Annotated in this window: 12 protein-coding genes; 5 read left to right on the plus strand and 7 right to left on the minus strand. The window is 48.9% G+C overall.

Annotation, left to right across the window (positions count from 1 at the left end; genetic code table 11):
• Positions 1 to 76: 76 nt before the first annotated feature.
• Complete coding sequence (locus DWY57_RS05915; protein WP_117601402.1) at positions 77 to 2137, plus strand: acetate--CoA ligase; 2061 nt, start codon at positions 77 to 79, stop codon at positions 2135 to 2137.
• 73 nt (positions 2138 to 2210) lie between these two features.
• On the opposite strand, the gene DWY57_RS05920 is transcribed toward DWY57_RS05915, so the two are convergent.
• The 4 genes from DWY57_RS05920 to xerD form a co-directional block, all read right to left on the minus strand.
• Positions 2211 to 3749, minus strand: coding sequence for a YifB family Mg chelatase-like AAA ATPase (locus DWY57_RS05920; protein ID WP_117601401.1), 1539 nt, complete (start codon positions 3747 to 3749; stop codon positions 2211 to 2213).
• A gap of 37 nt (positions 3750 to 3786) precedes the next feature.
• Positions 3787 to 4860 carry a TlpA disulfide reductase family protein gene (locus tag DWY57_RS05925; protein WP_117601400.1) on the minus strand — a complete coding sequence of 358 codons (1074 nt, stop codon included), beginning with the start codon at positions 4858 to 4860 and terminating at the stop codon, positions 3787 to 3789.
• A gap of 111 nt (positions 4861 to 4971) precedes the next feature.
• The gene (locus DWY57_RS05930; RefSeq protein WP_117601399.1) at positions 4972 to 6666 is read right to left on the minus strand and encodes a tetratricopeptide repeat protein; all 1695 of its coding nucleotides are present in this window, start codon (positions 6664 to 6666) and stop codon (positions 4972 to 4974) included.
• Positions 6667 to 6802: 136 nt separating this feature from the next.
• Entirely contained in the window at positions 6803 to 7756 is a 954-nt protein-coding gene (gene xerD, locus DWY57_RS05935) for a site-specific tyrosine recombinase XerD (RefSeq protein ID WP_117601398.1), read from the minus strand.
• 118 nt (positions 7757 to 7874) lie between these two features.
• Here xerD and aroQ point away from each other — a divergent pair, with 118 nt between their 5' ends.
• From aroQ to DWY57_RS05950, 3 genes are all read left to right on the plus strand, one after another.
• On the plus strand, positions 7875 to 8294 hold the full coding sequence (aroQ, locus tag DWY57_RS05940) for a type II 3-dehydroquinate dehydratase (protein ID WP_005834372.1): 420 nt from the start codon (positions 7875 to 7877) through the stop codon (positions 8292 to 8294).
• A 20-nt stretch (positions 8295 to 8314) separates the two neighbouring features.
• On the plus strand, positions 8315 to 9772 hold the full coding sequence (gene pyk / locus DWY57_RS05945) for a pyruvate kinase (protein WP_005834375.1): 1458 nt from the start codon (positions 8315 to 8317) through the stop codon (positions 9770 to 9772).
• A 118-nt stretch (positions 9773 to 9890) separates the two neighbouring features.
• Positions 9891 to 10520, plus strand: a complete 630-nt coding sequence (locus DWY57_RS05950; RefSeq protein ID WP_005830764.1) for a class I SAM-dependent methyltransferase — start codon at positions 9891 to 9893, stop codon at positions 10518 to 10520.
• Between the two features lie 8 nt (positions 10521 to 10528).
• On the opposite strand, the gene DWY57_RS05955 is transcribed toward DWY57_RS05950, so the two are convergent.
• The 3 genes from DWY57_RS05955 to DWY57_RS05965 form a co-directional block, all read right to left on the minus strand.
• Entirely contained in the window at positions 10529 to 11764 is a 1236-nt protein-coding gene (locus tag DWY57_RS05955) for an FtsX-like permease family protein (RefSeq protein ID WP_117601397.1), read from the minus strand.
• Positions 11764 to 12096: a 30S ribosome-binding factor RbfA gene (gene rbfA, locus DWY57_RS05960; RefSeq protein WP_005834378.1), complete on the minus strand. Its 333-nt coding sequence runs from the start codon at positions 12094 to 12096 to the stop codon at positions 11764 to 11766. Before rbfA ends, DWY57_RS05955 begins: the two co-directional genes overlap by 1 nt.
• 671 nt (positions 12097 to 12767) lie before the next feature.
• Positions 12768 to 15278 carry a YfhO family protein gene (locus DWY57_RS05965; protein ID WP_119961465.1) on the minus strand — a complete coding sequence of 837 codons (2511 nt, stop codon included), beginning with the start codon at positions 15276 to 15278 and terminating at the stop codon, positions 12768 to 12770.
• Between the two features lie 244 nt (positions 15279 to 15522).
• Here DWY57_RS05965 and DWY57_RS05970 point away from each other — a divergent pair, with 244 nt between their 5' ends.
• Complete coding sequence (locus tag DWY57_RS05970) at positions 15523 to 16227, plus strand: 5'-methylthioadenosine/adenosylhomocysteine nucleosidase (RefSeq protein WP_119961466.1); 705 nt, start codon at positions 15523 to 15525, stop codon at positions 16225 to 16227.
• The last annotated feature ends 6 nt before the right edge of the window (positions 16228 to 16233 follow it).

A 16233-nucleotide genomic window follows, 5' to 3' on the forward strand; every position in this document is an offset into this window, starting at 1 on the left:
TCTCTTTTACCGATTGCTTTTATGTATGGAAAATGTATATTTGTGCATGAATCACTAACTTAATGTAAAAACAACTATGATAACAAGCCAATTGCTTCACCCGGCCAGTATTGTGGTAGTGGGAGCATCTAACAATGTACACAAACCCGGAGGAGCTATCCTGAAAAATCTGCTTAGCGGCGGATATACCGGTGAGCTTCGTGCCGTGAATCCGAAAGAGACTGAAGTGCAGGGTGTTGCTGCCTTTGCGGATGTGAAGGACATTCCCGATACGGACCTTGCCATCCTTGCCATACCTGCCGCGCTTTGTCCCGATGCGGTGGAGGTGCTTGCCGCGGAGAAGCAGGTGAAGGCGTTCATTATCCTTTCTGCCGGTTTTGGTGAGGAGACCCATGAGGGTGCTGTGCTGGAAGATCGCATACTGGAAACGGTGAACCGGTATGGAGCCTCTCTGATAGGCCCCAACTGTATCGGTTTTATGAACTCGTGGCATCACAGTGTATTCAGCCAGCCCATCCCGCAACTGCATCCGCAAGGGGTAGACTTGATTTCCAGCTCCGGTGCCACAGCGGTGTTCATATTGGAGAGCGCTGTGACCAAGGGCTTGCAGTTCAACTCTGTATGGTCTGTGGGCAATGCCAAGCAAATCGGTGTGGAGGATGTATTGCAATACATGGACGAACACTTCAATCCGGAAGCGGATTCCAGAATAAAACTTCTTTATATTGAGAGTATCGGTGATCCCGACCGTCTGCTGTTTCATGCATCCTCGCTCATCAAGAAGGGCTGCAAGATTGCGGCCATCAAGGCGGGCAGTAGCGAAAGCGGCAGCCGGGCGGCGAGTTCGCATACGGGGGCCATTGCCAGTAGCGATTCGGCGGTAGAGGCCTTGTTCCGTAAGGCGGGTATTGTGCGTTGCTATTCGCGCGAGGAGCTGACAACCGTAGGTTGTATCTTTACACTGCCGGAACTGAAAGGGAAAAACTTCGCCATCATTACCCATGCCGGCGGTCCGGGAGTGATGTTGACCGATGCGTTGAGTAAGGGCGGACTGAATGTCCCGAAACTGGAAGGACCGGTGGCGGAGGAACTTAAGGGCAAGCTTTTCCCCGGTGCGGCTGTGGGGAATCCCATTGATATTCTGGCTACGGGTACGCCGGAACATCTGCGCCTCTGTCTGGAGTATTGTGAGGAGAAGTTGGACAATATTGATGCTGTAATGGCTATTTTCGGTACTCCGGGACTGGTGACCATGTTTGAAATGTATGACGTGCTGCATGAGAAGATGCAGCATTGCAAGAAGCCGATTTTTCCGATTCTTCCTTCCATCAATACGGCAGGAGCCGAGGTTGCTGCTTTTCTGGCAAAAGGCCATGTGAACTTTGCCGATGAAGTGACTTTGGGCACGGCACTTTCTCGGATAATGAATGCCCCGAGGCCTGCCAATAATGAAATCGAGCTCTTTGGAGTGGATGTTCCCCGTATCCGCCGGATTATAGATTCCATTCCTGCGGACGGTTATATCGCACCGCACTATGTGCAGGCATTGCTCAGCTCTGCAGGTATTCCTATTGTGGAGGAGTTTGTTTCGGACAACAAGGAAGAAGTGCTTGCCTTTGCACGCCGCACGGGATTCCCGGTGGTGGCAAAGGTGGTGGGGCCGGTGCATAAGTCGGATGTAGGCGGTGTTGTGCTCAATATCAAAAGTGAACAGCATTTGGCATTGGAATTCGACCGTATGATGCAGATTCCCGAAGCCAGTGCTATTATGGTGCAGCCGATGCTGAAAGGGACGGAATTGTTTATCGGTGCCAAATATGAAGAGAAGTTCGGACATGTGGTACTCTGCGGCCTGGGCGGTATTTTTGTGGAGGTGCTGAAGGATATATCTTCCGGTCTTGCACCGTTGTCCTATGAGGAGGCTTACTCCATGATTCACTCGTTGCGTGCCTATAAGATTATCAAAGGTACGCGCGGGCAGAAGGGTGTGAATGAAGATAAATTTGCCGAAATTATTGTACGGCTTTCCACCTTGCTGCGCTTTGCAACGGAAATCAAGGAGATGGATATCAATCCATTGTTGGCGACTGAAAAGCAGGTGATAGCGGTGGATGCGCGCATTCGGATAGAGAAATAAGGGTTAGAGATTAGGGATTAGAGATTAAAGGGGCTGACTGTTAATCGCTCACCGCTAATCCCTAATCCCTTTTTCATCCTGCCCAGTCCTCCCTATCCAGATTCCTATATCCGATAGCTTCCGCCAAGTGTGCCGGCTGTATTGATTCGCAGTCTTCCAGGTCGGCGATGGTGCGTGATACTTTCAATATGCGGTCGTAGGCGCGGGCCGAAAGGTTCAGCCGGTTCATGGCAGTTTTGAGCATGGCAAGTCCTTTGTCATCCGGACGGGCGTAGCAGGCAAGCAGTTTACTGTTCATCTGGGCATTGCAATATACACCGGGAATGTCTGCATACCTTGTTTCCTGAATTTGTCGGGCATGTATCACACGCTCTCGTATTGTTGCGCTCGACTCACCCGGGCGAGTGTCTGCCATCTTTTCAAAAGGAAGTGGGGTAACTTCGATTTGCAGGTCTATGCGGTCGAGTAAAGGTCCGGATATGCGATTTAGATACTTCTGTACTTGCCCGGGACTGCAAACGCAGCCTTTGGTCGGGTGGTTGTAGTATCCGCATGGGCATGGGTTCATGGAGGCTACCAGCATAAAACTGGCAGGATATTCCACATTGCATCGAATGCGTGATACAGTAATTTTTCTATCTTCCAGCGGTTGGCGGAGAACCTCCAAAACGCTGCGGTTATACTCAGGCAATTCGTCGAGGTATAGGATTCCATTATGAGCCAGACTGATTTCACCGGGTTGGGGGAAACTGCCTCCACCAGTCATGGCTACTGTGGAAATGGAATTGTGCGGATCACGGAATGGCCGTTTTGAGATAAGTCCGCCACCTTTACCGAGTTTTCCGGCAACAGAATGAATCTTGGTCGTTTCCAGGCTTTCTCCCAATGATAAAGGAGGAAGTATGGAGGGAAGACGTTTTGCCAGCATAGACTTTCCGCTACCCGGGGCCCCAATGAGAAGAATATTGTGGCTGCCTGCGGCGGCTACTTCCAGCGCTCGCTTTACATTTTCCTGCCCTTTCACTTCTGCAAAGTCCAGTTCAAAAGAGCTTTGTTGGGAGTAAAACTCTTCGCGGGTATTGACTTGTGTCGGGGATAATTTTGGTTTTCCGTTGAAGAACTCAATGACATCTTTGATATTCTCCACGCCGTAGACTTTTAGGTTGTTCACTACAGCGGCCTCATGTGCGTTCGAGCAAGGAACTATCATACCCTCAAACCCCAGCTCTCTGGCCTTAATGGCAATGGGGAGTGCTCCTTTGATAGGTTGCAGACTACCATCAAGGCTTAGTTCACCCATCAACAGATAGCGTTCCAGCTTATCGGACTGGATAACTTCGCTGGCGGCAAGTATGCCGATGGCTAAAGGTAAATCGTAAGCTGTACCTTCCTTGCGGATATCTGCCGGTGCCATGTTGATGACGATATTACTGGTAGGCATCCGGTAACCGTTGACTTGCAAAGCAGATATGATACGTTGATGGCTTTCTTTGACCGCAGAGTCCGGTAAACCGACTAAATGGAACATACAGCCTCTGGAACTGTTGACTTCAATGGTGATGAGGGTTGCGTCAATACCTTGAACAGCCGCTCCAAAAACTTTTATGAGCACGTTTTTAGTGATTAGGGGTTAGTGATGGCAGGATAGGCTACCGTCGGTTTTGTTTTTTGAGTTTTTTTTCACTCTCTTTCTTCTCTTTTTCCTTTTGCTCTATCTCCTCCAGTTTCTTCTTGATGTCTTCCTCACTCATATTCTTCCCTTCAATTTTTCCGGAAGGGCTAAGGAACAGGTTGGCAGGCAATGCTTGTATGGCGAGCTGCTTGATGGGCGCTGTGTTCCATCCGGAGAAATCACAACTCTGTTCCCACTTCAGGGTATCTCTTTTGATTGCTTCTTCCCATTCCTTTCTGTCGATGTCCAAGGAAATACCCCAGAGGGCGAATAGTTTGTTCTTTTCTTCTTTCTTGTAAATCCGGCGCAGGGCAGCGTTGGCTTCCATGCTTTGCGGGTCCCAAGATGCCCAGAAATGTATCAACAGATATTTGTCTTTAAAGCTGGTGCGACTGATTTGTGTACCTTTGGCATTGGGCAGGTTGACGTAAGGGATAGTTTTCCCGATGGATATCTTCTCTTCTTCTTGGATCAGATCAAGCAGTTCGTCCACATACGGACGGTCTTTTAAGCCTCCGGTCATGTGTGCTGTCATTTCTTTGATTAAGGCGAAGTCCGGTTGCGGTTTTTGCACGAAATATTTCTCCAGCAGATAGATACTTACCAGTGAAGAAGGATGGTTGTTGATGAAGGCTTCTGCTTTTTCTTCCAATGCTTTCTCCGAGGGAGTACTCAAGCCTTTCAACTCTTTCTGAAAGGCGGTTAGTTCTTCATTGGGGACATTTCCCGTGATTTCCAGTGAAGTAAGCTCGGCGGCAGAACCTTTTATCTTTATGTTGTCTCCTTTGTCCAGGTAAAGCGGATATTCCGTACCGTCGCTGAATTGCAACCATGTAGAGGCAAGTGTGTCGGTGGTGAGGGTTGCAGAGAACTTGTCATCCTTGACAAGCAGTGTGTCCATACGGTTATAGAACTTGTCCGTACCATATATATAAAGGGTATCATTCCCCAGCCCTTTGATTTCACCGCTTAGGTGGACTGAATTCGTGTTTTTGCTGCCGCAGGCAGACAATATAATAAGCAGAAGGTATGCAAGATAGATTTTCTTCATTCCGGTTCTTTTTCTGATACTTCGTCGCGAAAATACTTCTTTTTGGTGTGAATAAAAAGAAATGCCCGACATATTTCTATGCCGGGCACGTTCTTTTCAGTCTAACCTTTATTATTTGATGATATTCATAAAGTCAGTGTTAGTGAAGTATTTGGCGAATTCCAGGTCAGAAGCAGCTTTCTTTGCCAAAGCCGGTTCTTTTGCAATGGCATTTTTCAGACTGCTGGTTACCATAGATGTATTGTTGGTTCTTGCGCCAAGTACAGCCATCAGGTAGTCAGTGTAAGCGTCCGGCTTTTCGATAGCGGCCAATGTGCTCTTTGCTTTGTTGTAGTCCTTAGCCAGGATTTGTGCCAAAGCTGCACTGTTGGTTTTTGTATCGCCGAATGAGTTAACAGCCTTGTCGTACTGACCTTGAGCAACATACAGATTACCCAATGCCTCGTTCAGCTCCTTAGAACCGGAAGCCTTGCTCAGGTAGCCTTCTGCTGCGGTCTTGTCACCCTTGGTCAAAGCAATCAGACCAAGATTCATGTTGACTTCAGGAGCATCCTTGATAGAGAGAGCTTTCTTGAAGTAGCTTTCAGCCTTGTCAAGATCACCAGCCTGATAAGCCAGTTTACCTAAGTTGTTGTAAGCACGGAAATCGTTCGGGTAGATTTGAGTAGCTTTTGTGAAGATGGCTTCTTGTTTGGTAGCATCTTTAGTCAAGGTAGTGGCATACAGCAATTCTTCGATGTTCAACTGCTTGGCATCGCTGTCGGCGAGGCTTGCGATTTCTTCGTCAGACTTACCGATGATTTCGTAGTTCAAAGTCAGGCGTGAACGACGCAATTGCGGCAGGATTTCGTCGGCCAAAGTCTTATAAACAGAAGAGATGTTTTTGATTTCTTGTTCTCTTTGTTCAGGATCCTGATACATGGAAAGAACGCGAAGAATCAATTCTTTGTCTTGGATGTTTGATTTGGATACCAGTTCCTGGAAACCTTCCCAGTCTTGAGCTGTATACTTGGTGTCTACTGCTGCATCGATTTTGGCTTTCTTCAAATCTTTGTTGATGATCTTAGCTGTGTTGTCCTGACGGTTTTCAGCCAATGTAGTATTCAAGTCTACACCACCATCAGGAGAAGCGTATGCGGAGATTTCGATGTTGCTGATCTTCTTGTTGGCAGCTTCGTTTATGTTCTTCACTTCTTTGCCGAATTCTTTGGCAGTCTTTAATTCGCTGGCGCGTACGTTGGCTTGTTGGATCAAGAACATGATGTTGGCGTCATGCTTTTCTTTGATGATACGTTGGAAAGCGTCGTCACCGTTGGCGGGGTTAGCGCTACCCAATGTTTGTTCCAGCATCTCAGAAGTGGAAATTACACCGTCAGCTACTTTTACAGCAGGGATGGTGACAGTCTTTTTACCGATTGTAGCCTTGAATTCCAGATACAGTTCGGATTTTGCCATTTCCGGTACATAGTCGAAAGATGTTTTCATCGTGTAGCTGCCGCCCATCTTGTAAGAGATAGTCTGGTCGTTACCTTCCACTTTTTCGCCTTGGAATACGGCAGATTGACCCTTAGCTTCGCCACCGTTCCATTTCAATACTGGAGTCACTTCTACCACAGCCTTCTTGTTGAAGTACTTTTCGGGGAATTTTCCGTTGATTGTAGCGGGAACTTTACCACCTACAGCCTCCAGAACTTGAGGAGTTACGGTGAAATAATCAGATGACAATTCACCCATTTTTTTGCTGCATGATGTCATTAATGCAACAACCATTGCCATTAAAAACGGCAGATACAATTTCTTAGTCATTTTAGGTATAAATTAATTGTTTGTAATTGAAATTTGTCTATTCCATGTTAGTGTGCTGTTTGGGCATGAACATAACAACGCAAAGATATTAAATCCTATTACAGTTTGTTAACCCTCGCAGTAATTTTATCATAATTTAATGAATTTCCCGTTCTTTGCGATACTTTATATTGCGGGGATGGTGTTCTATGATTTCACTGCGCAATCTGTTCCGGTCGATGTGTGTGTAAATTTCTGTTGTAGCAATGGATTCGTGCCCCAGCATACTTTGTATGGCGCGTAGGTTGGCGCCTCCTTCAAGCAGGTGAGTGGCAAAGGAGTGGCGGAAGGTGTGTGGGCTGATGTTTTTGGTGATGTCGGCCTTCTCTGCCAGTTCTTTGATAAGATGGAATACCATGATGCGCGAGATGTTTTTGCCCCAGCGTGCCAGAAATACATAGTCCTCGAAGTCTTTCTTGATTTTCCAGCCTCCATTACGGTCTACGAACCAGTTCCTTATTTCTTTGATGGCACGGGACGATATAGGTACAAGGCGTTGTTTGCTGCCCTTACCTTCTACCTTGATGAAGCCTTCGTCGAAATACAAGTCGGAGATTTTCAGGTTGCACAGTTCCGATACCCGTAGGCCGCAACTGTATAGAGTCTCGAGGATGGCCCGGTTGCGTTGCCCCTCGTTTGTGCCTAGGTCAATGGCGGAGATGATGCGGTCTATCTCTTCCACCGTCAATACTTCTGGAAGCTTGAATCCGATTTTGGGACCCTCCAACAGTTCGCTGGGGTCTCCTTCCAGGTAGTCGGCTATGACTAGGAAATGGAAAAATGACTTGATGCCCGACAAGATGCGTGCCTGCGAGCGGGGATGGATGCCGATGTCGTGCAGTCCGGAGGCAAAATGCTGCAAGTCATCCAGGGTAGTGTCAAGGATAGCGATACCCTCTCCTTCCAGAAAGTGCAGCAGCTTCTGTAAGTCTGTTTGGTAAGCATCCACTGTATTGGGTGAGAGTGCTTTTTCCAGTTTCAGATACTGGTGGTACTTTCTGATTATCAGCGTTTGTTTCTCCTTATTTGTGGATTTTTCTTCTGATTTCATTTCTTTTTTCTACCTTTGCTTCGCGAAAATAGACTGCATTTCAGCAAATTGCAAATAAATTTGCATCTGCTTTCGGTTTGCACTATCTTTGCACCGCAAAGGTATAAAAAATTGTGTTATGAGGATACAGATTATTAATGGCCCCAATATAAATCTCTTGGGCAAACGTGAACCTTCCATTTACGGTAGCGTTACTTTTGAAGACTACCTTGCCGAACTCCGTAAGAAATATGCGGATGTACAGATTGACTATTTCCAGTCCAACATTGAGGGAGAGCTGATAGACAAGATTCAGCAGGTGGGTTTTGATGTGGACGGCATCATTTTGAATGCGGGTGCTTACACTCACACGTCCATCGCTCTGCAAGATGCTATCCGTTCGGTCACTTCTCCAGTGATTGAGGTGCATATCTCTAATGTACATGCCCGCGAGGCTTTTCGTCATGTGTCCATGATTTCCTGCGCTTGCAAGGGTGTCATTCTCGGTTTCGGGCTGAACTCCTACCGTCTGGCCATGGAGGCATTAAAAGATTATTAAATAAAATAGGTATATAGATTATGTTATTGAAGCAAACGAAGATTGTCGCAACGATTTCTGACCAGCGCTGTGATGTTGATTTTATAAAGCAGTTGTTCGATGCAGGTATGAATGTTGTACGTATGAATACTGCACATCTTGGCCGTGAAGGTGCCGAGAAGTTGATTAATAATGTGCGTTCGGTTTCCAACCGCATCGCTATCCTTATGGATACGAAAGGACCGGAGGTCCGTACGACGGTTCTGGCTGAGCCCATTCCTTTCAAGGCGGGCGACCGCGTGAAGGTGGTAGGCAACCCGGAGCAGGAGACTACCCGTGAATGTATCTCGGTATCCTATCCCCATTTCGTCAAAGACTTGAATGTGGACGGCCATATCCTTATTGATGACGGTGACTTAGAGTTGGTCGTTGTAGAGAAGACCCCCGACTATCTGCTCTGCGAAGTACAGAATGAGGCTACTCTGGGCAGCCGCAAGAGCGTCAACGTTCCCGGCGTCCGCATCAATCTGCCTTCTCTGACGGAGAAGGACCGCACCAATATCCTTTATGCCATTGAGAAGAACATAGACTTTATTGCCCACTCCTTTGTGCGCAATAAGCAGGATATACTCGACATCAAGGCGATTCTTGACGCTCATAACAGCGATATCCGCATTGTGGCAAAGATTGAGAACCAGGAAGGTGTTGATAATATCGATGAAATCCTGGAAGTAGCCGACGGTGTGATGATAGCTCGCGGTGACCTCGGTATTGAAGTTCCGCAGGAACGTATTCCGGGCATCCAGCGTGTGCTCATCCGCAAGTGTATTCTTGCCAAGAAGCCGGTGATTGTTGCCACACAGATGCTTCATACCATGATTTCCAATCCGCGTCCCACCCGTGCGGAGGTAACGGACATTGCTAATGCCATCTATTATCGTACGGATGCCTTGATGTTGAGCGGTGAAACCGCCTATGGAAAGTATCCGGTAGAAGCAGTGAAGACGATGACCAAGATTGCCGCCCAAGCGGAGAAAGACAAGCTGTCTGACAACGATATCCGTATTCCGCTGGACGAGAACAGCAACGACGTGACTGCGTTCCTGGCCAAACAAGCGGTAAAGGCTACCACCAAACTGAAAATCCGTGCAATCATCACCGACAGTTACAGCGGCCGTACTGCCCGTAACCTTGCCGCTTTCCGTGGCAAATATCCGGTGTTGGCCATCTGCTACAAGGAAAAGACCATGCGGCACCTTGCCCTTTCCTACGGTGTGGAAGCTATCTATATGCCCGAACTTGCCAACGGGCAGGAATATTACTTTGCAGCCTTGCGCCGCTTGTTGAAGGAAGGCCGTTTATGTCCTACGGACATGGTGGGCTACCTGAGTAGCGGTAAGGAAGGCACACAGACCTCTTTCCTTGAAATCAATGTCGTAGAAGATGCCTTGAAGCATGCTGAAGATAGTGTGTTGCCCAACAGTAACAGATACTTGTAGGATAAGGGATTAAGGATAAGGGATTAGCGGTTAATGATTAATTAATAATTGTGCGCAGAACTAACCCCTAATCCCTAACCCCTAATCCCTTATCCCTAACCTATAATCCATTAACAAAGTGACGATTGACGAATACATTTTGCAGCACATTGATGATGAGGGCGATTACCTGAAAGCGCTCTATCGCGACACGCATGTCAAGTTGCTATATCCCCGCATGGCTTCCGGACATTTGCAGGGGCGTATGCTCAAGATGTTTGTCCGGATGATTCGTCCCCGGCAGGTGCTGGAGATAGGGACTTATAGTGGATATTCCGCACTTTGCATAGCAGAAGGACTGCCGGAGGGCGGGATGCTGCATACGTTTGAAATCAACGACGAGCAGGAGGACTTCACCCGTCCGTGGCTGGAGAATTCCGATTACGCGGATAAAATCAGGTTCTACATTGGCGATGCCTTGGAGCGGGTACCGCAACTGGACCTCACTTTTGACCTTGCCTTTATTGACGGAGATAAGCGTAAATACATAGAGTATTATGAAATGGTGCTCGCCCGCCTTTCCGGCGGTGGATATATCATTGCCGACAATACCTTGTGGGATGGCCATGTGCTGGAAGAACAACCCCATCGCACAGACCTGCAGACAATCAGTATCAAAGCCTTCAATGATTTGGTGGCGCGGGATGCGCGTGTGGAGAAAGTCATTCTCCCCCTGCGTGACGGATTGACGATTATCCGTAAGAAGTAACTGTTTTTCTATCTTTTTCTCAGCAGCCGCTTGCTGAGGTATCTCACCGGATACCATACGGACAAGAAGCCTACAGTGATGACCGTTACGAATACCAGAATAATATCCGTGGCATGTACACTTACCGGATAAGCGTCTACTACAAAACTTCCGTTTCCTCCCCCCAATGAAATCAACCCGAAACGTTGCTGCAGAAAGCACAGCAACAATCCTAAAACGATGCCGGAGAGGGCGCCGAACACAGAAATCATCCTGCCTTCGAACAAGAAGATGCGCGCTATGAGCCGGTCATCGGCACCCAGGTTGCGCAGTGTCTCCACGTCCTCCCGTTTGTCCAGTATCAGCATGGACAGCGAACCGATGACATTGAAGCATGCGATACCCAGAATGAAGGTGAGGAAGAGATAAGAGATGAGTTTCTCTATTTCCATGATGCGGAAAACATCGGCCTGCTGCTCGTAGCGGTTCTGTACAATGAACCGGTCGCCGAGAATGCCTGCTATTTTCTTTTGTACGGAGCCGATGTTGGAACCGGGTTTCAGTTTCATCTCAATGGCAGAAACTTCCGTGTCATAATTGAACAGACGGCGGGCAAAGTCGAGTGACGTCAGTATGTAGCGTGAATCGTATTTTTGCTGGTTGACGGCAAAGATGGCGCCGGGCGAGAAGAGATACTCCCGGTTGAAAGCCGCAGTGGGGTTGGCTATGTTTACCCGTACGTTCCGTTTGGGGGCATAGACCTGCAACGGGTCCACGAACTGAATGCCGGTGCCCAACTCGGATATAAGTTCCACACCCAGAAAACCATAGTCCACCACCGAGTCGCTCAGTAGGAACTTTCCCGTCCCATAGAGCAAGCTGTCGATGGATGTAAGCTGTTCGAAATTGTCCTCCACTCCCTTGATGACGGCCATTGCCTGGCGGTCCTTGTACTGCACCATGGCATTCTCTTCCAGTGTTTCCGTCCACACGTCAATCTCGGACAGGGCGTGTACTTGCCGGATGCACGCTTCGTGCGGGTCGAAAACCTTACCTTCGCGGACGGTGATTTTCAGTTCCGGGTCGAAGGCTGTGAAAAAGCCTGCCACCATGTCCTGAAAACCGTTGAACACGGACAAGGTGCATACCAACGCCAACGTAGCCAATGCCACCCCACACACCGAAATACCGGAGATGATATTAATGGCATTGTGTTTCTTCTTGGAGAAGAGGTAGCGGCGGGCTATAAAGAAGGGAAGGGACATTATTTCAGCAGTTCATCAATTCGTTCCAGATAGTCCAGTGAGTCGTCTACGAAGAACTTCAGTTCGGGGATAATGCGTAGTTGGTGGCGTACGCGGGTACCCAGTTCAAAGCGTATGGACTTCATGTTTCCGTTGATGTTCTTGACGATTTCTTCGCTTTTCTCCGAGGGGAATATACTGAGATAAGCGCGTGCCACGCTCATGTCGGGGCTGATGCGTACGGCACTGACGGAAATCAGTATGCCGGGCATGGACTTGGTTTGCAACAAGAAGATATCACTCAGTTCCTTCTGCAGGAGACGGGCTATTTTATTTTGTCTGGTAGTTTCCATACTGTTCATTTTTTTATGCTGGGGTGCAGCCTGTTTTCACGTTAGCAAAGTTACTGAAATATATCGTTCTGCCGACTGTTTATAGCTTTTTTTTCATTCTTTTCCCTATTGTAGGGTTCATTCTTTTCCGTTCTGTCGATGAGATATGCCTTTTCGTAGATTCTATTTGTTGTTCTTGTTATGCTTCCCTAACTTTGATGTCAGTTCGGAGAACTGCTGATGATGAGTGAAGAAGGAAGAGAACCATTCCGTTATAGAAGAGACTCTCTCTAAATAGCGTTTTTTCATGTATTATTGACTTGAGCCGTTTTTACCCGGGAGGGTAGAAACGGTTTTTTTGCGCATCTGACCGGGCTTTCTTGTCTCTTGCATAGGCTTCTGTTGTGTTTTGCACGGTGGTTTGTCTTGAGAAGCCTTTGGGTTTATCATGTGCGCACGGCTGTGGTACGCCTTTTCCACAGTCGTGAAGAAGACGTGCCACAGCTGTGAAGAATATGCTTCACAGCCGTGGTTTTTCATCAATATATAGGGGTTGACAGAACAGACATAAGGGAATGACAGAACAAACATGAGGGGATAACGGAACGGACATAAGCACTCGACGCATTCCGCTATTCATACCCTGATACGGAATGCGTCGAGTGCTTATGGGGGAATGATATGATATTTTTTTATGCCTTTACATACTTCCTTTTAGCTGTCAGCACTGCCACGATGATACCTATCACCAGCAGTGCCAGTGCTCCGTAGGCGATGCCTTCCGTCACGTGCAGGCTGGTGGGGTCAAAGCGCATTTCGATGGTGTGCTGTCCGGCAGGAACATACATTGTGCGCAGGATATAGTCGGCGCGTGCCAGTTCGGCAGGCTGTCCGTCGATGGTTACGTGCCAGCCGTCCGGATAATAGATTTCGGAGAATACGGCAATACCGTCTTGGGCATTGTTCGTTTCGTACGTCAGGCGGTTAGGTGCGTAACTTGTCAGGCGGATGCTGGAGAGGCTGTCTTTATAACTTTCCGTGGCACCTTTCAGTACATCCTTGAAGCGGGCATCCACTACAGCTGTCTCCGTAGGTATGATGCTGTCCAGGGCGTCAATCTCTTCGTTGGCGTTGTTCACATACTGCACCTTGTTTACAAACCATGCATTGCCGTAGGCGTGCGGGTTGAGGATGGGAACGGTTTGTCTGTGCTGTCCTGCAGGGAAGATGAAGTATTTGGTGTTCAGCATGTTCAGTACGCGGAACTTATTGGCATCCACGCTGTCCATCTCACCTCCGGCGGTGGCAATGGCCTTGTAGGCCGCCTGCATTTCGGGAGAGATGTGATGCTCTATCATTTCCTGGTAGCGGCGCAGCTTGGCCGGGTGATAACCGCCGACGCTTTTGTGCCAGTAGGAGGTATTGTTGTCATCGAAGGTGCTGGTGGCAAAGTTCAATACACGATAGTCCAAGCTGGTATCTTGCAGTATCAGCTCGTCTGTATTCGTCTTGGTGAAGGTTTCCGTACGGATGGAGTGGGGCACGAACTGGGCATCATTCAGATAGCGCTTGTTGACCCCCCACATATCTGCCAGGCAGAGTATGGTGATACCTGCAATGGTCAGCGAGCTGCGCAGCTTGCCGCTTGCATAGAGCCAGAGCAGGCTGCAGCCGATGCCTATGATGATGAAGCTACGCAGGGCGTCGCTGCTGACGAGTTCGGCACGCATCTCTCCCAAGTTGGCAAGGATGCCGGAGAGCTCGTTGGCGGGTATCATCTGCTGGTTGACGGCATTCTGCAGCATCTGTGCCTCTTGGGCGGGCACGTAGCCGGAGCCGATGCTGCCCGGGGCAACGGCAAGCAGCAGGGCGATGCCTGCAGTGAGCAGCAGGCTGATGCCGAGGGGCTTCTTTTCCTGTTTTAAGATTTCCGGCTCTTCGAGCAGGCGTTTCAGGGCAAAGATAGCCAGCAAAGGTATCGTGAACTCTGCTATGACAAGGATGGAGGACACGGCGCGGAACTTGTTGTACAACGGGACGTAATCGATGAAGAAATCCGTCAGCGGCATGAAGTTCTTGCCCCAGGACAAGACGATGGAGAAGAAGGTGGCTCCTATCAATGCCCACTTCAACGGTCCTTTCACGATGAAGCATCCCAGTACGAACAGAAACAAGACGAATGCTCCGACGTAGACGGGACCCGACGTCATGGGCTGGGTACCGAAATATTGTGTCAGTGAGCCGTACAGACTGCTGTACATCGGGTTTGCCTTGCTCATGGCTGTTTCACTCTGGCTGAGGGCGGCAGATGCTCCGCCTTTGAAGTTGGGCACCAGCAGAGTCAGTGTTTCGTCGATGCCGTAGCTCCACTGGGTGATGTAGTCGCGGTCCAGCCCGCTACTGGTCTGCTTGGCAGCGTCGCCGGTCTGCACCAGTTCGCTCTTGCCGCGCATGGTTTCTTTGCTGTAAGCATAGGTGTGATAGAGGTTGGATACGTTGGCGGCTATGCCGACGAGGGCTGCCACAATCAGTACGGCACTTGCCTTGAAGAACTGGGGCAATGTCTTGGTACGCCATGCTTTCTCGAAGTAGGCTCCCACAAAGAAAAGGATGACGAAGAAGAAGTAATAGGACATCTGCACGTGGTTCGAGGTGATTTGCAGGGCCACGAACAAGGCGGTGAGGATGCCTCCCCACAGCAGTTTCCCACGATAGGCGAGCACAATGCCTGCTATGGTGGGCGGCACGTAGGCAAGGGTGATGAACTTCCAGATGTGTCCGGCGGATATCAGGATGAAGAAATAGGACGAAAATGCCCACATGATACCGCCCAGTCCGGCCAGCCAGACCGGTATGCCGAAGACGCGCAGCAGGATGTAGAAGCCGAGCATCAGCATGAATGTGAGGCACACATAGTCGGGCAGGAAGAGTTGGTAGGCTTTCTGTACCCACTGCAGTGACTTGGTGGAGTCATACGAAGGGGCTATCTGATACATGGGCATACCGCCGAACAGCGAGTTTGTCCAACGGCTGCGTTCGCCCGTCTGTTCGTAATACTCCTTGACTTCTTGTCCTGCCCCTGCTCCTGCAGCCGTGTCGTGCTGAAAGAGAATACGGTTTTCTATATCCGCCGGGAAGAAGTAGGCGAAGGAAAGGAGGACGAATGCCAAGATGGCAATAAGGTCGGGAAGAAGCTTCTTCATGAGTTATAAGTTATGAGTTATCAATTAATCAATTGTGGGGCAAAGATAGTGCAAACCGAATACAGAACTTTCATGCTTGCGTGAAAAAGTTTTGTTGAGGTGCAGCCTATCTTCGCTTTTGTGGCAAAGATACATAAATGCAGATTGTTATTGTCACGTTATCGGCAGAATGTTGTACCTTTGCCTTTCCAAAAAAAGATTAAAGTGCTTTAATGGTAATATGCAAGCTTAAATTATTATAGATATGACAATAGGGATAATCAGTGCAATGGACAGCGAACACCGCCGGTTGGTGGAGCGCTTGCAGGATAAGAATACGTCGGGCGATGGTAGTTTCCGCTATGTGGAAGGTACATTGGGCGGTAACCATGTAATCTTGACGCAATGTGGCATCGGTAAGGTGAGTGCAGCGGTAGGAGCTACGGAACTGATACGGCGCTTTTCTCCGGACTGCATCGTCAGCACCGGTGTGGCGGGCGGCATTGATGCTTGCCTGAAGGTGACGGATGTAGTGGCAAGCCAATGTCTGGTGTATCACGACGTCTGGTGCGGCGACGGTAACGAGTACGGACAAGTGCAAGGTTTTCCCGCCTCTTACGAGGGATGTTCCTCTCTGTTGAAACATGCCTTGTCTCTGAACGAAGCCGGAATGGAAAGCCGCATCCACAGCGGACTTGTCTGTACCGGCGACCAGTTCATCACCAACCGTACGGAGCTGGATACCATCAAGCAACGTTTCCCCGACGGTCTTGCCGTTGATATGGAGTCTGCCGCCATTGCGCAGACTTGCTATCTGTACAATGTTCCTTTTCTCAGCTTCCGCATCATCAGCGACACACCCGGAGTAGAGGACCATGCTTCGCAGTATGCCGATTTCTGGGGAACCATGGCAGAGCGTTCGTTCCTCACGATATGGACCTTCCTCTCCACCCTTCCCAGCAATTTATAACTCATA

Source organism: Bacteroides sp. AF25-5LB (assembly GCF_003602965.1).
Taxonomy (GTDB): domain Bacteria; phylum Bacteroidota; class Bacteroidia; order Bacteroidales; family Bacteroidaceae; genus Bacteroides; species Bacteroides uniformis.

Bases quoted from the DNA above. Each gene is read 5' to 3' on its own strand.
- DWY57_RS05925 (WP_117601400.1), bottom strand. From the start codon at position 4,860: ATGAAGAAAATCTATCTTGCATACCTTCTGCTTATTATATTGTCTGCC.
- DWY57_RS05955 (WP_117601397.1), bottom strand. From the start codon at position 11,764: ATGTCCCTTCCCTTCTTTATAGCCCGCCGCTACCTCTTCTCCAAGAAG.
- aroQ (WP_005834372.1), top strand. From the start codon at position 7,875: ATGAGGATACAGATTATTAATGGCCCCAATATAAATCTCTTGGGCAAA.
- pyk (WP_005834375.1), top strand. From the start codon at position 8,315: ATGTTATTGAAGCAAACGAAGATTGTCGCAACGATTTCTGACCAGCGC.
- DWY57_RS05965 (WP_119961465.1), bottom strand. From the start codon at position 15,278: ATGAAGAAGCTTCTTCCCGACCTTATTGCCATCTTGGCATTCGTCCTC.
- DWY57_RS05970 (WP_119961466.1), top strand. From the start codon at position 15,523: ATGACAATAGGGATAATCAGTGCAATGGACAGCGAACACCGCCGGTTG.
- xerD (WP_117601398.1), bottom strand. From the start codon at position 7,756: ATGAAATCAGAAGAAAAATCCACAAATAAGGAGAAACAAACGCTGATA.
- DWY57_RS05930 (WP_117601399.1), bottom strand. From the start codon at position 6,666: ATGACTAAGAAATTGTATCTGCCGTTTTTAATGGCAATGGTTGTTGCA.
- rbfA (WP_005834378.1), bottom strand. From the start codon at position 12,096: ATGGAAACTACCAGACAAAATAAAATAGCCCGTCTCCTGCAGAAGGAA.
- DWY57_RS05915 (WP_117601402.1), top strand. From the start codon at position 77: ATGATAACAAGCCAATTGCTTCACCCGGCCAGTATTGTGGTAGTGGGA.